Annotated in this window: 16 protein-coding genes; 3 read left to right on the forward strand and 13 right to left on the reverse strand. The window is 60.2% G+C overall.

The window, feature by feature from the left end; genetic code table 11:
• Positions 1 to 100: 100 nt before the first annotated feature.
• From AB1E37_RS10545 to budA, 4 genes are all read right to left on the reverse strand, one after another.
• On the reverse strand, positions 101 to 742 hold the full coding sequence (locus AB1E37_RS10545) for a hypothetical protein (RefSeq protein ID WP_004145379.1): 642 nt from the start codon (positions 740 to 742) through the stop codon (positions 101 to 103).
• Positions 743 to 1,136: 394 nt separating this feature from the next.
• On the reverse strand, positions 1,137 to 1,907 hold the full coding sequence (locus tag AB1E37_RS10550) for a (S)-acetoin forming diacetyl reductase (RefSeq protein ID WP_367777084.1): 771 nt from the start codon (positions 1,905 to 1,907) through the stop codon (positions 1,137 to 1,139).
• A gap of 23 nt (positions 1,908 to 1,930) precedes the next feature.
• Positions 1,931 to 3,610 carry an acetolactate synthase AlsS gene (gene alsS / locus AB1E37_RS10555; RefSeq protein ID WP_004175750.1) on the reverse strand — a complete coding sequence of 560 codons (1,680 nt, stop codon included), beginning with the start codon at positions 3,608 to 3,610 and terminating at the stop codon, positions 1,931 to 1,933.
• 9 nt (positions 3,611 to 3,619) lie between these two features.
• Positions 3,620 to 4,399, reverse strand: coding sequence for an acetolactate decarboxylase (budA, locus tag AB1E37_RS10560; RefSeq protein ID WP_032447637.1), 780 nt, complete (start codon positions 4,397 to 4,399; stop codon positions 3,620 to 3,622).
• A 106-nt stretch (positions 4,400 to 4,505) separates the two neighbouring features.
• Here budA and AB1E37_RS10565 point away from each other — a divergent pair, with 106 nt between their 5' ends.
• Positions 4,506 to 5,378, forward strand: coding sequence for a LysR family transcriptional regulator (locus tag AB1E37_RS10565; protein WP_004145376.1), 873 nt, complete (start codon positions 4,506 to 4,508; stop codon positions 5,376 to 5,378).
• 19 nt (positions 5,379 to 5,397) lie between these two features.
• On the opposite strand, the gene AB1E37_RS10570 is transcribed toward AB1E37_RS10565, so the two are convergent.
• The 6 genes from AB1E37_RS10570 to AB1E37_RS10595 are packed head-to-tail and all read right to left on the reverse strand — an operon-like array spanning position 5,398 to position 11,122.
• Positions 5,398 to 6,168, reverse strand: a complete 771-nt coding sequence (locus AB1E37_RS10570) for a 3-hydroxybutyrate dehydrogenase (RefSeq protein ID WP_002908202.1) — start codon at positions 6,166 to 6,168, stop codon at positions 5,398 to 5,400.
• A 23-nt stretch (positions 6,169 to 6,191) separates the two neighbouring features.
• Positions 6,192 to 7,586: a GntP family permease gene (locus AB1E37_RS10575; protein WP_020323796.1), complete on the reverse strand. Its 1,395-nt coding sequence runs from the start codon at positions 7,584 to 7,586 to the stop codon at positions 6,192 to 6,194.
• Between the two features lie 44 nt (positions 7,587 to 7,630).
• On the reverse strand, positions 7,631 to 8,554 hold the full coding sequence (locus AB1E37_RS10580; RefSeq protein WP_023282682.1) for a 3-hydroxyacyl-CoA dehydrogenase family protein: 924 nt from the start codon (positions 8,552 to 8,554) through the stop codon (positions 7,631 to 7,633).
• Between the two features lie 11 nt (positions 8,555 to 8,565).
• Positions 8,566 to 9,747 carry an acetyl-CoA C-acetyltransferase gene (locus tag AB1E37_RS10585; protein WP_004175759.1) on the reverse strand — a complete coding sequence of 394 codons (1,182 nt, stop codon included), beginning with the start codon at positions 9,745 to 9,747 and terminating at the stop codon, positions 8,566 to 8,568.
• A gap of 9 nt (positions 9,748 to 9,756) precedes the next feature.
• A complete protein-coding gene (locus AB1E37_RS10590) occupies positions 9,757 to 10,413 on the reverse strand; it encodes a CoA transferase subunit B (RefSeq protein ID WP_002908192.1) in 657 nt (218 codons plus the stop codon).
• Between the two features lies 1 nt (position 10,414).
• Positions 10,415 to 11,122 (reverse strand): CoA transferase subunit A, encoded by a 708-nt coding sequence (locus tag AB1E37_RS10595; protein WP_023282679.1) that lies wholly within the window; start codon positions 11,120 to 11,122, stop codon positions 10,415 to 10,417.
• A 140-nt stretch (positions 11,123 to 11,262) separates the two neighbouring features.
• Here AB1E37_RS10595 and AB1E37_RS10600 point away from each other — a divergent pair, with 140 nt between their 5' ends.
• Positions 11,263 to 12,153, forward strand: coding sequence for a LysR family transcriptional regulator (locus AB1E37_RS10600; protein ID WP_004189584.1), 891 nt, complete (start codon positions 11,263 to 11,265; stop codon positions 12,151 to 12,153).
• Positions 12,154 to 12,198: 45 nt separating this feature from the next.
• Here the strand turns inward: AB1E37_RS10600 and AB1E37_RS10605 are convergent, their stop codons facing one another.
• Positions 12,199 to 12,339, reverse strand: coding sequence for a hypothetical protein (locus tag AB1E37_RS10605; protein WP_002908189.1), 141 nt, complete (start codon positions 12,337 to 12,339; stop codon positions 12,199 to 12,201).
• Between the two features lie 289 nt (positions 12,340 to 12,628).
• Here AB1E37_RS10605 and AB1E37_RS10610 point away from each other — a divergent pair, with 289 nt between their 5' ends.
• A complete protein-coding gene (locus AB1E37_RS10610) occupies positions 12,629 to 13,537 on the forward strand; it encodes a DUF535 family protein (RefSeq protein WP_004200167.1) in 909 nt (302 codons plus the stop codon).
• A gap of 82 nt (positions 13,538 to 13,619) precedes the next feature.
• Here AB1E37_RS10610 and AB1E37_RS10615 read toward each other — a convergent pair whose 3' ends face one another.
• Together AB1E37_RS10615 and AB1E37_RS10620 are read right to left on the reverse strand one after the other, a co-directional pair.
• Positions 13,620 to 14,837: an MFS transporter gene (locus AB1E37_RS10615; RefSeq protein WP_004189586.1), complete on the reverse strand. Its 1,218-nt coding sequence runs from the start codon at positions 14,835 to 14,837 to the stop codon at positions 13,620 to 13,622.
• A gap of 177 nt (positions 14,838 to 15,014) precedes the next feature.
• Positions 15,015 to 15,476, reverse strand: a complete 462-nt coding sequence (locus AB1E37_RS10620) for a helix-turn-helix domain-containing protein (RefSeq protein WP_004175770.1) — start codon at positions 15,474 to 15,476, stop codon at positions 15,015 to 15,017.

Raw genomic sequence — 15,476 nt, forward strand, 5'->3', positions numbered from 1 at the left:
TCATGGCGGACCTTTGGCTCAGTTAACAGTTCGCGCCGTGCCAGAAGCGGATCTCGCTTACTGCCAGGTATCAGTATTTACGGGAAGCAGATCAGCCAGGCTAGGGATATCTATTATTGAGTATTGAACTGAAATCGTATGTCTTGGATTTAAAATCGTTTGCGGGTGGGATATAGGCATTGAGCTTTTTACTGATGCTTGATACTCTCAGAGCACAAGCAGCGACCCAACACCATACTATAAAAGCCACAATAACGACGTATAGAGATTTCAAAATCTCTATACCATCACTCTGTGAAGAACCTCTGTATATCTCAGCACCGATATATAATAGCAACGATATTAACACAAAAGGTATTATCCACTTATGGAATTTATGAGGGTATATATTCCCGTTAGTAATTGTGTACATGCCCTGATAACGCAAGACTGCCTTCAAGGACGGAATTAATGACTGTGCATAATCGGAACTCAAGCATATGATTTTATAAGATAAATGCCAATCTCTATGCAGTCCGAACGACTGTAGGCGGAACTGCTGTTCCGCCTTTGCTAACGGATCGGAGATGGGTACAGAAGAGGTTCTAAGCCATTCGACTGCTTTTATCTGCTCGGAGGATGAGCGTGAAAAAAAGTCTCTGCGATGAAACTGAATATACTTTTTTGTAATCGCTCCAATGATAGTAAGAATGACTGCGGAACCCACTTGGTTACTAAATAGGTCCTTTATTATCGATATCATAGCTTTTCTCCTGCTTATCTAATTTCTAAAAGAGATAATATTTTATTTTTTAAAAGCTAAAAAATTTGGTTCCTCAATTTTATAGCAACTACAGTTCCTTTCAAAAGATCTCAGTCTAAAGAATACTACTTTCTCCGGCAGCAACTCCATTACCTGTGGTTTAACACGTAGCATAAAGTCATCAATGGAGCTATCCCGTTCCCGAACTTCCGCTCCTCGCTCAAATCAGACCTTCATCCCAGTCAGATTGCCCACGTCGTGTCGAAGCGTAAGTGAGAACGCCAGAAGCCCTCAAATATCGATGCTTCGTTTCTCCGGGATGCTTACACTTACACCCAAACCAAAAAAAGCCCCTGCGCGAAAGCAGGGGCAAGCCATGTCAGAGCTTTTTTTATTAGTTAAACACCATCCCGCCGTCGATCAGCAATGACTGACCGGTCATATAATCAGAATCCGGGCTGGCAAGATAGGAGACGCAGGCGGTGACATCTTCCGGCTCGGACAGGCGGCCGAGGGTGATGCGTTTGGCGAACTCGGCGGTACCGTAGCCCAGCGGTTTACCGGCGGCTTCGGACACCTGGCGGTCAATTTCGGCCCACATTGGCGTTTTGACAATCCCCGGGCAGTAGCCGTTGACTGTGATGCCCAGCGGCGCGAGGTCGCGAGCGGCGGTCTGGGTTAAGCCGCGTACGGCGAATTTACTCGAGCTATATACCGCCAGCTCCGGGTTGCCGACGTGGCCGGCCTGGGAACAGGCGTTGATGATTTTCCCGCCGTGACCCTCTTTCTTAAAGGCCTCGACCGCCGCCTGGATGCCCCAGATCACCCCTTTGACGTTGATATTGTAGACTTTGTCGACAATCTCCGGGGTAATGGACTCGATCGGCGTGGACGGCGCCACGCCGGCGTTGTTGACGATGACGTCGAAGCCGCCCAGCGTTTTGCGCGCCTGTTCGACGGCGGCAAATACCTGGTCGCGGTCGGAGACATCCACTTTCACCGCCATGGCGCGGCCGCCGGCCTGGTTGATTTCGGAGGCGACCGCTTTGGCGGTGGCGTCGTTATAATCGGCAATGGCCACGGCAAATCCATCCTTCACCAGACGAAGGGCGATAGCTTTACCAATCCCCTGGCCGGCGCCGGTAACAAGTGCGACTTTTTTCATTTTCCTTTCCTTATTGTGATGACTTACAGAATCTGACTCAGATGCAGCTGGCCCATCAGCAGCGGGTTATCGCGATAATCCACCGGGATGGCCACTACCGCCGGGCCGTCGACGTCCATCGCCGCGCGCAGGGTCGGCTCCAGCGCCTCGGCGCTTTCCACGGCAAACCCTTTCGCGCCGAAGGATTCGGCATAGGCTTTAAAATCCATCGGCCCGAACTCGACGCCGGACAGGCGCTGATATTTTTTCTCTTCCTGGATAGCGACCATGTTGTAGCCGTTATCGACCCAGATCAGGTGCAGCACGTTGGCTTTCAGGCGGACGGCGGTCTCCAGCTCCATGCTCGACTGCAGGAAGCCGCCGTCGCCGGAGACGGAGACCACTTTGCGCTCAGGATTGACCAGCCAGGCGCCGATGGCCCAGGGTAGGGCGACGCCCATGGTCTGCTGGCCGTTGGAGATCATCACCTGGCGGGCGCGGAAGCTGTACAGGTAGCGGGCAATCCAGATATGGAAGCTGCCCATGTCCACGGTTAACGTGACGTCGCTGTTGACGATGTCCTGCATGGCGCGAACGATGCGCAGGGGATGCAGGGCAAACTGGTTGAGCTGCGCGCCGCGGCGGTCCAGCAGCTCGCGCTGGTGCTGGCGGTCGCGGAGGATCTCCGCCGCCTGCGGGGAGAGCACCAGCCGATGATCGATATTTTGCGCCAGCTTGTTGAGAGTGCCGGCGATATCGCCCACCAGCTCGACATCCGGGGTGTAGTTGCGCTCTTCATAGGCGGGCAGCACGTCGATGTGCACCAGCGTCGCGTTGCCGCTGTTCCACATCGCCGGTTCGTATTCCACCGGGCTGTAGCCGATGCAGATCACCAGGTCGGCGAGCTGCAGCAGACGGTCCCCGGCCTGGTTGTTAAACAGCCCAACCCGGCCGGCGAAGCGTGAGAAGTTATCCTGATTCACCGCTCCGGCGGCCTGATAGGTGCTGGTGACTGGAATATGGCTGGTCTCCAGCAAACGGCGCAGCGCCTTGCTGTTTTCCGGCTGGCTGGCCATCAGGCCGAGCAGGAAGATCGGGTTCTTCGCCTGGGCGATAAGCTTCGCCACCTGGTCGATGGCATCATCCGGCGCGGCGCCCATCTGCGGGGCCCCGCTGGCCGGCAGCACTTTGCCGCTGACCGGGCCATCGACCACATCCTGCGGCAGGCTAACGAACGCGCTGCCCGGCCGGCCCTGCTCGGCGGCGCGGAAGGCGTTGGAGACCACTTCCGCCAGCGCATCCGGCGCCGTCACCTCGACGGCGTATTTGGTTACCGGGCTGAACATCGCCACCGTATCCATACTCTGATGGACCTGTTTGGCTTTATCGGCGCGTTTTACCGCGCCGCCCAGGGCCACCACCGGGTCGCCTTCGCTGTTCGCGGTGGCCATGCCGGTGATCAGGTTAGAACAACCCGGACCGGAGGTGACCAGCGCCACGCCCGCTTTGCCGGTAATACGTCCGACGGCGGCGGCCATAAATGCGGCGTTGGCTTCGTGGCGTACCGGAATAATGCGAATGGAGGAATCCAGCAGTGAATCGAAGACCTTGTCGATTTTAGCGCCGGGGATGCCGAACACCTGGCGTACCCCCTGAGCTTCCAGCTGACTGACGACGAGATCGGCGCCGTGCGCCCACTGGCGTACCGGATACTGTTTGTCCATGTGACCCCCTTAACTTTCTACGGAACGGATGGCGGCATCGAGATTATCGGGATGCAGATTAGCCTGCAGGAACGCGCTGTCGGCGGGCAGGTCGATCATCAGCTTGTGAATTTCGCCGAAGGTCAGCACCCCGTGGTCGAGCTGGTAATCCAGCAGGTGACCGCCGCCTTTGCGGTCATCGGTAATAAAATGCTCGTGATACCCGGCGACGTTGATCCCCTGCATATGCTGCGGGGTCCGGAAGCCGACCAGCACCCCTTCGCGCTGGTTAAAGCGGAACACCGGCTGATCGTCGAGGACGTCGGTCATCGCCCGGTACGGCGGCGTCTGGCGCGGCACGGTGCGGGTATGGGCATGGCGGAAATGGCCGTCGATGCGCAGGGCGCAGAACAGGTTGTCAGAGGGGATTTGCTGGTCGATCATCTCGTGCAGTTGCTGGCGGCTCACCGGATGGTCAAAGGTTTTCCGGTACTGCGGCTGGAACCAGGTCATCACCGCGAACGGCGTTTTCTGCTCCGGCTGGGCTTTGCGCGCGCTGCCGTCGGCGCGCAGCTGATAGACCTGACTGCTGAAGGCGATCAGCTCCCCGTCCAGCTCATTAAAGGTGCCGAGGCCGAAATCGCCGTGTTTCAGCAGGTCCGCGATGGTGGTGCTGCCTTCGTAAACCCCGCTCAGCAGGGCGCTCATGAGCGATGTCTGATAGAGCACGCTCTCGGGATGCTGCGCGGAAAACGCCCGCAGGGTTTCGCATAGACTCTCTTCGCAGGTGCATTCAGCAGAATGATTCATATACCACTTCCTCGTTCAACAAATATAAGAAAGGTTAAATAAATGTTGACCCGATTCAGCTCACAGTTCCAATATAGAAACCATGCTGGTTTGAGACGTTTTCGATATGGAACTTCGTTATCTTCGCTATTTTGTCGCCGTCGCCAGGACGCGGCACTTCACCCAGGCCGCCAAGGAGCTGGGTATTTCACAGCCTCCGTTAAGTCAGCAAATTCAGCGGCTTGAGCGCGAAGTGGGGACCCCGCTGTTCCGGCGTTTAACCCGCGGGGTGGAGCTGACGGAAGCGGGAGAGTCTTTCTATGAGGATGCCCGCCAGATCCTCGCCATGAGCGATGCGGCGCTGGAGAAGGCCAAGGGCATTGCGCGCGGGATGAACGGCAGCCTGTCGCTAGGCATTACCAGTTCTGATGCTTTCCATCCGCAAATCTTCACGCTGCTGCACCGTTTTCAGCTCGACCACCCCGGGGTGACCCTGCACCAGATGGAAGACAATATGGCCAATCTGATGACCGCCCTGAGCGAGGCCGAGCTGGATATCGCCTTCGTCCGCCTGCCGTGCGAGAGCAGTAAAGCCTTTAATCTGCGGATTATCGATGAGGAGCCGATGGTTATCGCGCTGCCGCGCGATAACCCGCTGGCGACGCAGCCGACCCTGGCCCTGGAGCAGCTGCGCGACGTGGCGCCGATCCTCTTCCCGCGGGAGGTGGCCCCCGGGCTGTATGAGCTGGTGTATAACAGTTGCCTGCGCGCCGGGATCGATATGGAGCGCGCCTGGCAGTCGTCGCAAATTTCGTCGTCGCTGAGCATGGTCAATGCTGGCTTCGGCTTCGCGCTGGTTCCGCAGTCGATGACCTGCATCCAGCAGCCGAACGTCAGCTATCACCCGCTTAGCGGGGCGCCGCTGAAGACCGATATCGCCATCGCCTGGCGGCGCTTCGAGCGCTCGCGTACGGTGAAACGCTTTCTGGCGATGTTCTGATCTTCGCGGCGCCAGCGGCTTACTGCGCCACCCAGCCGCCATCCATGTTCCATGCGGCGCCGCGCACCTGGGCGGCGGCATCGCTGCACAGAAACAGCGCCATTTCGCCCAGCTGCTGCGGGGTGACAAACTCCCCGGAGGGCTGTTTTTCCGCCAGCAGCTGGGCGCTGGCCTGCTCCGGGTCGACCCCCTCGGCGATGCGTTTGTCGATCTGCTGCTGCACCAGCGGGGTTAGCACCCAGCCAGGGCAGATGGCGTTGCAGGTGATGCCGCTGCGCGCGGTTTCCAGGGCCACGGTTTTGGTGAGCCCGACCACCGCGTGCTTGGCGGCGACGTAGGCCGATTTCTCTTTCGACGCCACCAGGCCATGCACTGAGGCAATGTTGATGATGCGCCCCCAGTTGCGCTGGCGCATACCCGGCAGCGCCAGGCGGGTGGTGTGGAAGACGCTGGAGAGATTGATGGCGAGAATATCGTTCCATTTGTCCACCGGGAACTGCTCCACCGGGGCCACGTGCTGGATGCCGGCGTTATTGATCACGATATCGACGCCGCCGAAGGTGCTTTCGGCATAGCGCATCATCGCCTCGATCTGCCCGACGTCGCGCAGGTCGGCGTCGTGATAGCCGGGGATCTTGCCCAGCGCGGCGACTTCAGCCCGGGCGTGGCTGCTGTCGCCGAAGCCATTGAGCACCAGCTGGGCGCCTGCCTGCGCAAGCACTTTGGCGATCCCTAAACCGATGCCGCTGGTGGAGCCGGTGACCAGCGCCGTTTTACCGTGTAAGTTCATTGTATTACTCCTTCAATCTGGTATCAGACAATGCCGGTCACATAGAACGTGGCAATGACAAACAGTACCGCGAGGCTTTTGATCACCGTGATGGCGAAAATGCCGCCGTAGGCCTGGCGATGGCTCAGGCCGGTGATCGCCAGCAGGGTGATCACCGCCCCGTTGTGCGGCAGGGTGTCCATGCCGCCGCTGGCCATGGCGGCGACACGGTGCAGTACCTCGAGCGGAATATTGGCGGCGTGGGCGGCGGCGACAAAGGTCTCGGACATCGCCGCCAGGGCGATGCTCATCCCCCCGGAGGCCGAGCCAGTGATCCCGGCCAGCACCGTGACGCTGATCGCCTCGTTTAACAGCGGATTGGGAATGGCCGCGAGGGCTTTTGACAGCACCAGGAAACCCGGCAGGGCGGCGATAACCGCGCCGAAGCCATACTCAGAGGCGGTGTTCATCGCCGCGAGAATAGCCCCGCCCACCGCCGTCCGACTTCCCTCCGCCAGCCGGCCGCGGATATTGCGATAGCCGCAAACCAGCACCAGCACAATGCCGGAGAGCAGCGCCGCCTGCACCGCCCAGATGGCGGTGATTTTCCCCACTTCGGTGACGACAGGCTTCGCCAGGCCCGGCAGGTTGAGCTCATGGCTGGCGCCGTACCACTGCGGGATCCAGTGGGTGAACAGCAAATTCAGCACCCCCACCAGCAGCAACGGGGCGATAGCGATTAGCGGATGCGGCAGATCGATGTCATCCGGGGTCTCCGGCTCATTTTGCAGGTCGGTCCCATAGCCTTCGCCGCGGGCCTGCGCTTTGCGGCGCTGACGCTCCAGCCACAGCAAACCGAAGATGATAATGAACAGCGAGCCGATAAGCCCCAGCCAGGGGGCCGCCCAGGCGTTGGTGCCGAAGAAACTGGTGGGAATAATATTCTGGATCTGCGGCGTGCCGGGCAGGGCGTCCATGGTAAACGAGAATGCCCCGAGGGCGACGGTGGCGGGGATCAGCCGTTTGGGGATCCCGCTCTGGCGAAATAGTTCGGCGGCGAAAGGGTAGACGGCAAAGGCCACCACAAACAGCGACACCCCGCCGTAGGTCAGCAGGGCGCACACCAGCACGATCACCGGGATCGCGTGGCGGCGCCCAAGGATGCGGATGGCGGCGGCGACAATCGAACGAGAGAATCCCGACAGCTCAATCAGCTTGCCGAATACCGCGCCCAGCAGAAACACCGGGAAATAGAGCTTCACAAAGCCGACCATTTTTTCCATAAACAGGCCGGTAAAGGCCGGGCCGACCGCGCCCGGGTCGGTGAGCAGCACCGCGCCGAGGGCGGCGATCGGCGCAAAGAGGATCACGCTGTATCCACGGTAGGCTGCCAGCATCAGTAACGCCAGCGCGGCCAGGGCTATTATCACACTCATCACGACGTCTCACTCTCATTGTTATTGTAGGGGTACAGAACGCGATACTAGGGTTTCAGGGCGAAGCGCAGCTGGTGTTCCCGGCGCGACTGGATGCGCTGGTGCCGGGCCTCGTCCCAGCGGTAAAAGCCTTGCCCGCTGCGGGCGCCGGTGTCGCCTCGCGCCACTTTCTCCGCCACCAGCGACATCATCTCCGTGCCGCTGGCCAGCTCCGGCAGCAGGTGCTGGCAGATATCCTGGACCGTCGCCAGGCCGGTCATGTCCGCAGCCTCCAGCGGGCCGACCATCGCATAGCGGCGGCCCAGCGAGGCGCGCATCACCTGGTCCACCACCTCCGGGGAAGCGATGCCGCTGTGGACGATATGCAGTGCTTCGCGCAGCAGGGCGAACTGCAGCCGGTTGCCGACAAAGCCCGGCGCGGCGCGGTTGAGCACCACTGCCTCCAGCGCGCAGGCGGCGCAAAAGTCGCTCACCTGGCGTGCCAGATGAGGCAGCGTGGCGCTCCCGGGCACCACTTCCACCAGCGGGATCAGGTGCGGCGGATGCCAGAAATGGGCGATCAGCAACCGTTCAGGGTGGCGCATGCCCTGCGCCAGCCGATCCGGCGGCAGGCCGCTGGTGTTGCTGGCGATAATCGTCTCGTCGGCGATCAGCGTTTCCAGCTCGGCGTACAGGGCGTGCTTCAGCGCCAGCCGCTCGGGGATCGCTTCAATCAGCAGCGTGGCATCGGCCAGGGCATTCAGCGTCGGGGTGGGGGTCAGACGGGCCAGCACCGCGTCGCGGTCGGCGGGATCCTGTTGACCGCTGGCCTCCAGCTCGCGCAGGATGGCGCTGGCCACCGCCGGAACCTCAGCGAGACGCTGCGGGTCGGTGTCATACAGGCGGACGGCGTGACCGTGACGGGCGAAATGGCAGGCGATACCGACGCCCATCAGTCCCGCGCCGAGTACCGCCAGGCGTGGTGTAAACATAGTGGCTCCTGTTAACGTTGTAGGGTCATGGCGATGCCCTGGCCGCCGCCGACGCACAGGGTTGCCAGCCCTTTGCTGGCGCCCCGGCGCTGCATCTCATGCACCAGGCTGACGAGGATCCGGCAGCCGGAGGCGCCGATGGGATGGCCCAGGGCGATGGCGCCGCCGTTGACGTTGACCTTCTCGCTATCCCACTCAAGCAGCTGACCGACGGCCAGCGCCTGGACGGCAAAAGCCTCGTTGGCTTCGATAAGGTCCACCTCGTCCAGCGTCCAGCCGGCGCGATGCAGCGCCTGGCGGCAGGCGCTCACCGGGCCGATGCCCATCACCGATGGGTCGACCCCGGCGACCGCTGAGCTGACAATGCGCGCCAGCACCGGCAGCCCAAGCTCGCGCGCTTTATCGACGCGCATCAGCAGGACCGCCGCGGCGCCGTCGTTCAGCGACGAGGCATTCCCGGCGGTGACGCTGCCGTCAGCCGGGCGAAACGCCGGGCGCAGCTGGGCCAACTGCTGCTCGCTGGTCTCCGGGCGCGGTTGCTCATCGTCAGTCACGAATCGCGGCGGCTTTTTGCCCTGCGGGACGCTGACCGGAACGATCTCCTCACGAAAGCGCCCGGCGGCGATAGCAGCCGCCGCTTTGCGCTGGGAGCTGGCGGCGAAGGCGTCCTGGCGCTCGCGGCTGATGTCGAAGGCGTCGGCGAGGTTCTCGGCGGTAATGCCCATGTGGTAGTCGTTAAAGGCGTCCCACAGGCCGTCCTGGATCATGCTGTCCTGCAGGCTGGCGTGGCCGAAACGCAGGCCGTCGCGGGCGCCATGCATCAGATAGGGAGCATTGCTCATACTCTCCTGGCCGCCGGCGATAACGATCCCGGCGTCGCCGCAGCGGATCGCCTGCACCGCCTGCTGAACCGCTTTCAGTCCGGAGCCGCACACCAGATTGACGGTGACCGCCGGAGTGTCGACCGGCAGGCCGGCCCGCAGCGCGGTCTGGCGCGCCGGGTTTTGCCCGCAGCCGGCGGTAAGCACCTGGCCGAAAATTAGTTCGTCGACCGCTGCGGCGGGCAGCTGGCAGCGTTCAAGCAGGCCGCGCACCACCGCTGCGCCGAGGTCGACGGCGGAAAGAGGGGCGAAGGCGCCGCGAAAGCTGCCTACCGGGGTGCGTACTGCAGCAACAATGGCAATATCGGTCATGGTCTCTCCTTAACTGAAGCGCATTTCGCGCACGTCGTCGGCGACGATCAGCCGTCCCGCCGTTTTACGTATCACCTCGTCGGGGCTGACCCCCGGGGCCACTTCGCGCAGGACAAACGCGCCGTCGACAATCTCCAGCAGGGCCAGATCGGTGAGTACCCGGCGAATACAGCCCACGCCGGTGAGCGGCAGGGTGCACTGCGGCAGCAGTTTGGATTCGCCGTTTTTTGAGGCGTGGGTCATCACCACGATGATGTTCTGCGCGCCGGCCACCAGGTCCATGGCGCCGCCCATCCCCTTGACCATTTTTCCAGGGATCATCCATGAGGCGATGTTGCCCGCGACGTCGACCTCAAAGGCGCCAAGAACGGTCAGGTCGACGTGGCCGCCGCGGATCATGGCGAACGACTGGGCGGAATCGAAGATCGCCGCCCCGGTTTGCGCGGTGACGGTTTGTTTACCGGCGTTAATCATGTCGGCGTCGATGGTTTCCTCATCGGGAAATTCGCCCATCCCCAGCAGGCCGTTCTCCGACTGGAGCATCACTTCAATGCCGGCGGGAATGTAGTTGGCCACCAGCGTCGGGATACCGATCCCGAGGTTGACGTAGTCGCCGTCGCGCAGCTCCTGGGCGACGCGCATCGCCATTTGTTCACGGGTCAGCATCTCAGTGCCCTCCGGCGCGCAGGGTGCGCTGTTCAATACGTTTTTCGAATTGCCCGACGATCAGCCGGTCGACATAGATCCCCGGAGTATGGATGGCGGAGGGGGGCAGTTTGCCCGGCGGCACAATCTCTTCCACCTCCACCACCGTAATGCGCCCGGCGGTGGCCATCAGCGGGTTGAAATTCTGCGCGGTGTGGCGATAGACCACGTTGCCGTACCAGTCGGCTTTCCAGCCTTTGACCAGCGCGAAATCGCCGCGGATCGCCTCTTCAAGGATGTAGTGTCTTCCGTCGAACTGGCGCACCTCTTTGCCTTCGGCGACCGGGGTGCCATACCCGGTGGCGGTGTAAAAGCCGGGGATGCCAGCGCCGCCGGCGCGGATTTTTTCCGCCAGCGTTCCCTGCGGGGTGAGTTCTACCGCCAGCTCGCCGCTGAGCACCAGCTGTTCAAACAGCGCGTTTTCCCCGACGTAAGAGGCCACCACCTTGCTGACCTGGCGCGACTCCAGCAGCATGCCGAGACCGAAACCGTCGACCCCGCAGTTGTTGGAGACCACCGTCAGCCCCTGCACCTGGCGACGCTGCACCTCGGCGATCAAGTTCTCGGGAATGCCGCACAGGCCGAAGCCGCCGGCGAGCAGCGTCATGCCGTCCGTTAACCCTTCCAGCGCCGCTTCGTAACTGGCAACGCGTTTATCCAGTCCTGCCATCTTGTCTCTCCTGCCTTGCGATAGCCTTATCATTGGCGCAGGCGACTGATTTGATAATTTTGAATTTGTGACTCACTCATTTGGAATTTTAATTAATTTCCTGTTAACTAATTTTTTTCAATTAGTTAACAGGATGAAAAATGAGAATGAGTGTCAAACAGTTACGCGCGTTTTTAGCGGTAGCTCACACTCTGAATTTCGCCCACGCCAGCGAAAGGCTGAATCTGTCGCAGCCAGCTCTCAGCCTGACCATCAAAGGGTTGGAGGAGGCGCTGGGCGGCGCGCTGCTGCAGCGCAGCACCCGCAAAGTGACCCTCACCCAGGAGGGGGAACTCTTTCTGCCGATGGCCCGTCAGCTGCTGGCCGACTGGGATAACGTCGAGGAGGCCATGCGTCAGAGCTTTACCCTGCAGCGGGGTAAAATTTCGGTCGCCGCGATGCCGTCGTTTGCCGCCAACGTTCTGCCGGAGGCGCTGAAAGCCTTCCGCGACCGCTATGCCGGGGTGAACGTTACGGTGCATGACGTGATTAATGAGCAGGTGATCGAGATGGTGCGCGAGGGGCGGGTGGAGATGGGCATCGCTTTCGAGCCATCGCCCAACCACAACCTGCTGTTTACCCCGCTGGCGGTGGACCGCTTCGTGGCGATCGTTCCCCAACAATCCCCGCTGGCGAAGAAAAAGCAGCTCACCTGGCAGGAGCTGTTGACCCTCGACTTTATTACCCTGCAGCGCCCCTCGGCGGTACGCCTGATGCTGGAGGAGGCGCTGGCGCGCAGCGGACGTCAGCTGGATGTGGCGCTGGAGAGTCATCAGCTGGTGACGGTGGGGAGGATGGTGGCCAGCGGCCTGGGGGGCAGCGCGGTGCCGGCGCTGTGTAAAACGCAGATGGCATCGTTGGGCGCCGTCTGCATCCCGCTCAGCGATCCGCCGATTGAGAAGTGCGTCGGCGCGATCCATGCCGGACATCTGCCGCTGTCGAAGGCGGCGCAGGCGCTGCTGGATACGCTGAAAGGGTTTTTACCCACCTGAGGTGTGGGCGTCAAAAAAAAACCGGCCTGCTGGCCGGTTTGACAATCAGATTTTGCAGGCGTCGCCGCAGTCGTCGTCGGCAACGATCGCCTGGGCTTTTTTGTCCGCTTCTTCCAGACGCTCCGCGTTGCGCTCTTCCGCTTCATCCAGGCCGCTGAAGACCAGGTTGTCGAGATCAATTTCCATAAGTTACCTATCGTTGCTGGTTTTGAATCAGGGTCAAGTATAGGGCATAACCGCCAGCGGTTGTAGCCGCGCTTCGCGCCGAAGGCACAGAGCGTTAAGTCGCTGAGCGGAGGGCGTTACCTACCATAATTCATCGTTGACAGAATAAGTTTAACGACAAATAACGTCGCCAGGATAATTTCCTGCCTAAATATTAAATGAAAGGACAACGAAGGAGTAATTAAGCGTTGACGAAACGCTTTTATGTTAATATGGCCGCGATTATGGATGAATCTATGGATCTTAATCAATGGAACATACTGTTGCAGGCGCCATCAAAGAATGGCGTAAACATAATAAAGTGATCGGTCAGGTCAAAATAAGCTATAAAAAAGTTTTACGAAAATGCAGAGAGCTCTCGCTCGCAGGAGGTAAATACAGAGAATATCAAGGACTTTGTGCGAAATATCAGTGCGCGCGGTTGACCGCGGTGACCAAAGGACTGGTGCCTTTTGAGGATAAACCGTTTAAAGCGTATCTCAATAAACGGCTGTCAAAACGACGCAAACTGGATATTGCCCATGGTTCACTGAATTTCATCGAGAAAACGTTTCACCCTGATGTGCTGCCGCAGCTCTACAATGTCGCGGATTTTGGCCGCGAGATGTTTTCTATTCCCTTGAAAAATGGCGATAAGCTTGACGTTAAGCTGCTGGCCTCGCCGTTTCAGGAGGAAGGGGAGCTGATGCTGCAGCTGTTTCTTGGCGACCGGCGCGTCTATAGCGTCTGTTTTTCCTGCACCGACGATGGCCGCGCTTATATCGGCGGCATCCAGGGCGGGAAAGATATCACCAATGACGAAGTGAAGGTGCTGACTAAAGAGCTGCATGGCGCGCGGCCGAAAAATATCATCATGAGCGTGCTGTATGGTTTGCTGCGATATTTCAACATCTCCACGGTCTACGCCATCGATTCTGATTATCACGTGAAAAGCGATCTGGTGAAAGCCAGTTATTCATCGCTGTGGCTGGAAATGGGCGGTGAGAAACAGGCTCGCGGCTGGTATAAACTGCCGGCGCAAGAGATCAAAAAGAGTATTGAAGAGGTGAAAAGTAAGCACCGGAGCCAGTTTATTAAGCGCGAAGGTCTTAAAGAGCTGATTCAGATTAATATGGCGAACGCCCTGCAGCAAATTACCTTGCCTGCGCGGGTGAATTAACGCCACTCACACGTCAGGCGGGCAGCAGGGGGCTGCTGCCCGGCTGGCGATTTCCTCTCTCCCCAGGTCGCTGTGCCGTAGGTTACTGCCCGCTCTCGCCGACTGGCGGTGACGCGGAGACGGTGAGCAGCGGAGCGCTGCGCCACCATACCATCAGGGCGACAATCGCGATAACGCTCAGCACGCCGAAGGCGGTGGCATAGGAGTAGTGCCCGGCGATAGACCCGGTTAACGCCGGACTCATTGCCGCCCCGGCGCCCTGCATCAGCATCACCACGCTCTGTCCAGCGTTAACGTGCCCGCTGCCGCGCAGCAGCGAGACGATAAAGCTGGGCACCGCCACCCCCAAAATCCCTGCCGCCAGGCCATCAAGAATTTGCACCGGGACCATCATCGCCGGGGCGTCGCTGGACGCCGCCAGCGCCGCCCGGATGGGCATGATCAGCAGCGCCAGCAGGATGCATCGCCAGTAACCGTATTTGTCGATGCTGCCGGCGACCCGGATGGCCACCGGGATCATCACCACCTGCGAAATAATCACCGTGGCGGCGGCAAACAGTCCGGGATTGAGGTGTCCCGGCGCGGCGGCGATCCGCATGCTCAGCATCGGCAACAGTGCGGCATTGGCGAGATGGAACAGCATCAGGGTTACGCCGGCGATCAGCAGCGGCGTATGGCGGAACAGGATGGCAAACCCCGGCAGGGAGGGCGTGGATGCCGCTTCGATGCCGCGGGCGGCATCATCGTCGATATCGCCGCCGCGGATCGCCAGCAGGGCGACCAGGGTAAGCAGCGTGGTACAGGCCATCAGAATGAAAATGCCGCCGATGCCCCAGTACCAGGCGATAGCCCCGGCCATTAGCGCGGTGAAGAAATTTCCCGCGTGGTTGAAGGCTTCGTTTTTCCCCATCTGGGCGCTAAAGCCGCGCTGTCTGGCAAGACCGAGGGTAATCCCGGCGATCAGCGGTCCGACAAAGGCCGCGCAGATGCCGCTGGCGACTTGCGAGAGGGCGACCACGCTGGTCTTCTGACTAAACCAGAGCAGCAGGGTGGTGAGGGTGATCACCAGGCAGACCCCGGCCAGCAGCAAGCGCTTATGCCGCGAGCTGTCGGTGATGAAGCCGGCGGGCAGGGTCGCCAGCAGGCCGGCGATACCGCCGACGGACATCAGCAGGCCAATGTCCTCCGCCTGCCAGTGACGCTGGGTGAGAAAGATCCCCAGAAACGGGCCGAGGCCGTCGCGCACGTCGGCAATAAAAAAGCTGGTCAGACATAAAGCCCGCAGAGAACGAAGCGACATTTTCTACCTTTAGCATGCGCGATCTGCGCGTCGGAATGGTCACCGGATACCTTCATCCTTTATCGCACAGTTCGATGAAACAAAAATGTCCCGCGCTCGTCGGGTACCGTGGCTATGCAACATACCCGCTTGCGGCGGCTTTCGCCAGAGGCGTACGAAAGTTCTGTAGCGGCGCTATTAGCGTTCGTCTGCCTTGACGATCTGCAGGGCGGCGGGGCTCGCCACGGTGCCGCTGGCAGTAATAAACCCCGGATGGACAGCCTCGCCGCTGGCGCTGTCCACCAATGCTATATGCGGCGCACTGTGCAGCACGTGCTGGTGGCCCCATTCCATCAGGGCGAACAGCACCAGCGCCAGGCTACGGCTTTTATCAGTCAGAACATATTCATACCGTTCGCGGGAGCCGGCTTCCCGGTAGGGCACTTTGTTGAGCAATCCCGTTTCGGTCATGGTTTTTAACCGGGTGGTGAGCGTCTGGCGGGTAATATGGGTGTGCGACAGCAACGTTTCAAAGCGCGTCACGCCGTAAAACGCCTCGCGTAGGATCAGCAGCACCCAGCGGTCGCCGAGTATTTTGGCTCCTTCCGCCAGGCCGCACAGCGCCGGGTCGAGGTAGGGCAGTGATTTATTTTTTGACAT

It is taken from the genome of Klebsiella sp. Shm-1, from assembly GCF_040804525.1.
GTDB classification, from domain to species: domain Bacteria; phylum Pseudomonadota; class Gammaproteobacteria; order Enterobacterales; family Enterobacteriaceae; genus Klebsiella; species Klebsiella pneumoniae.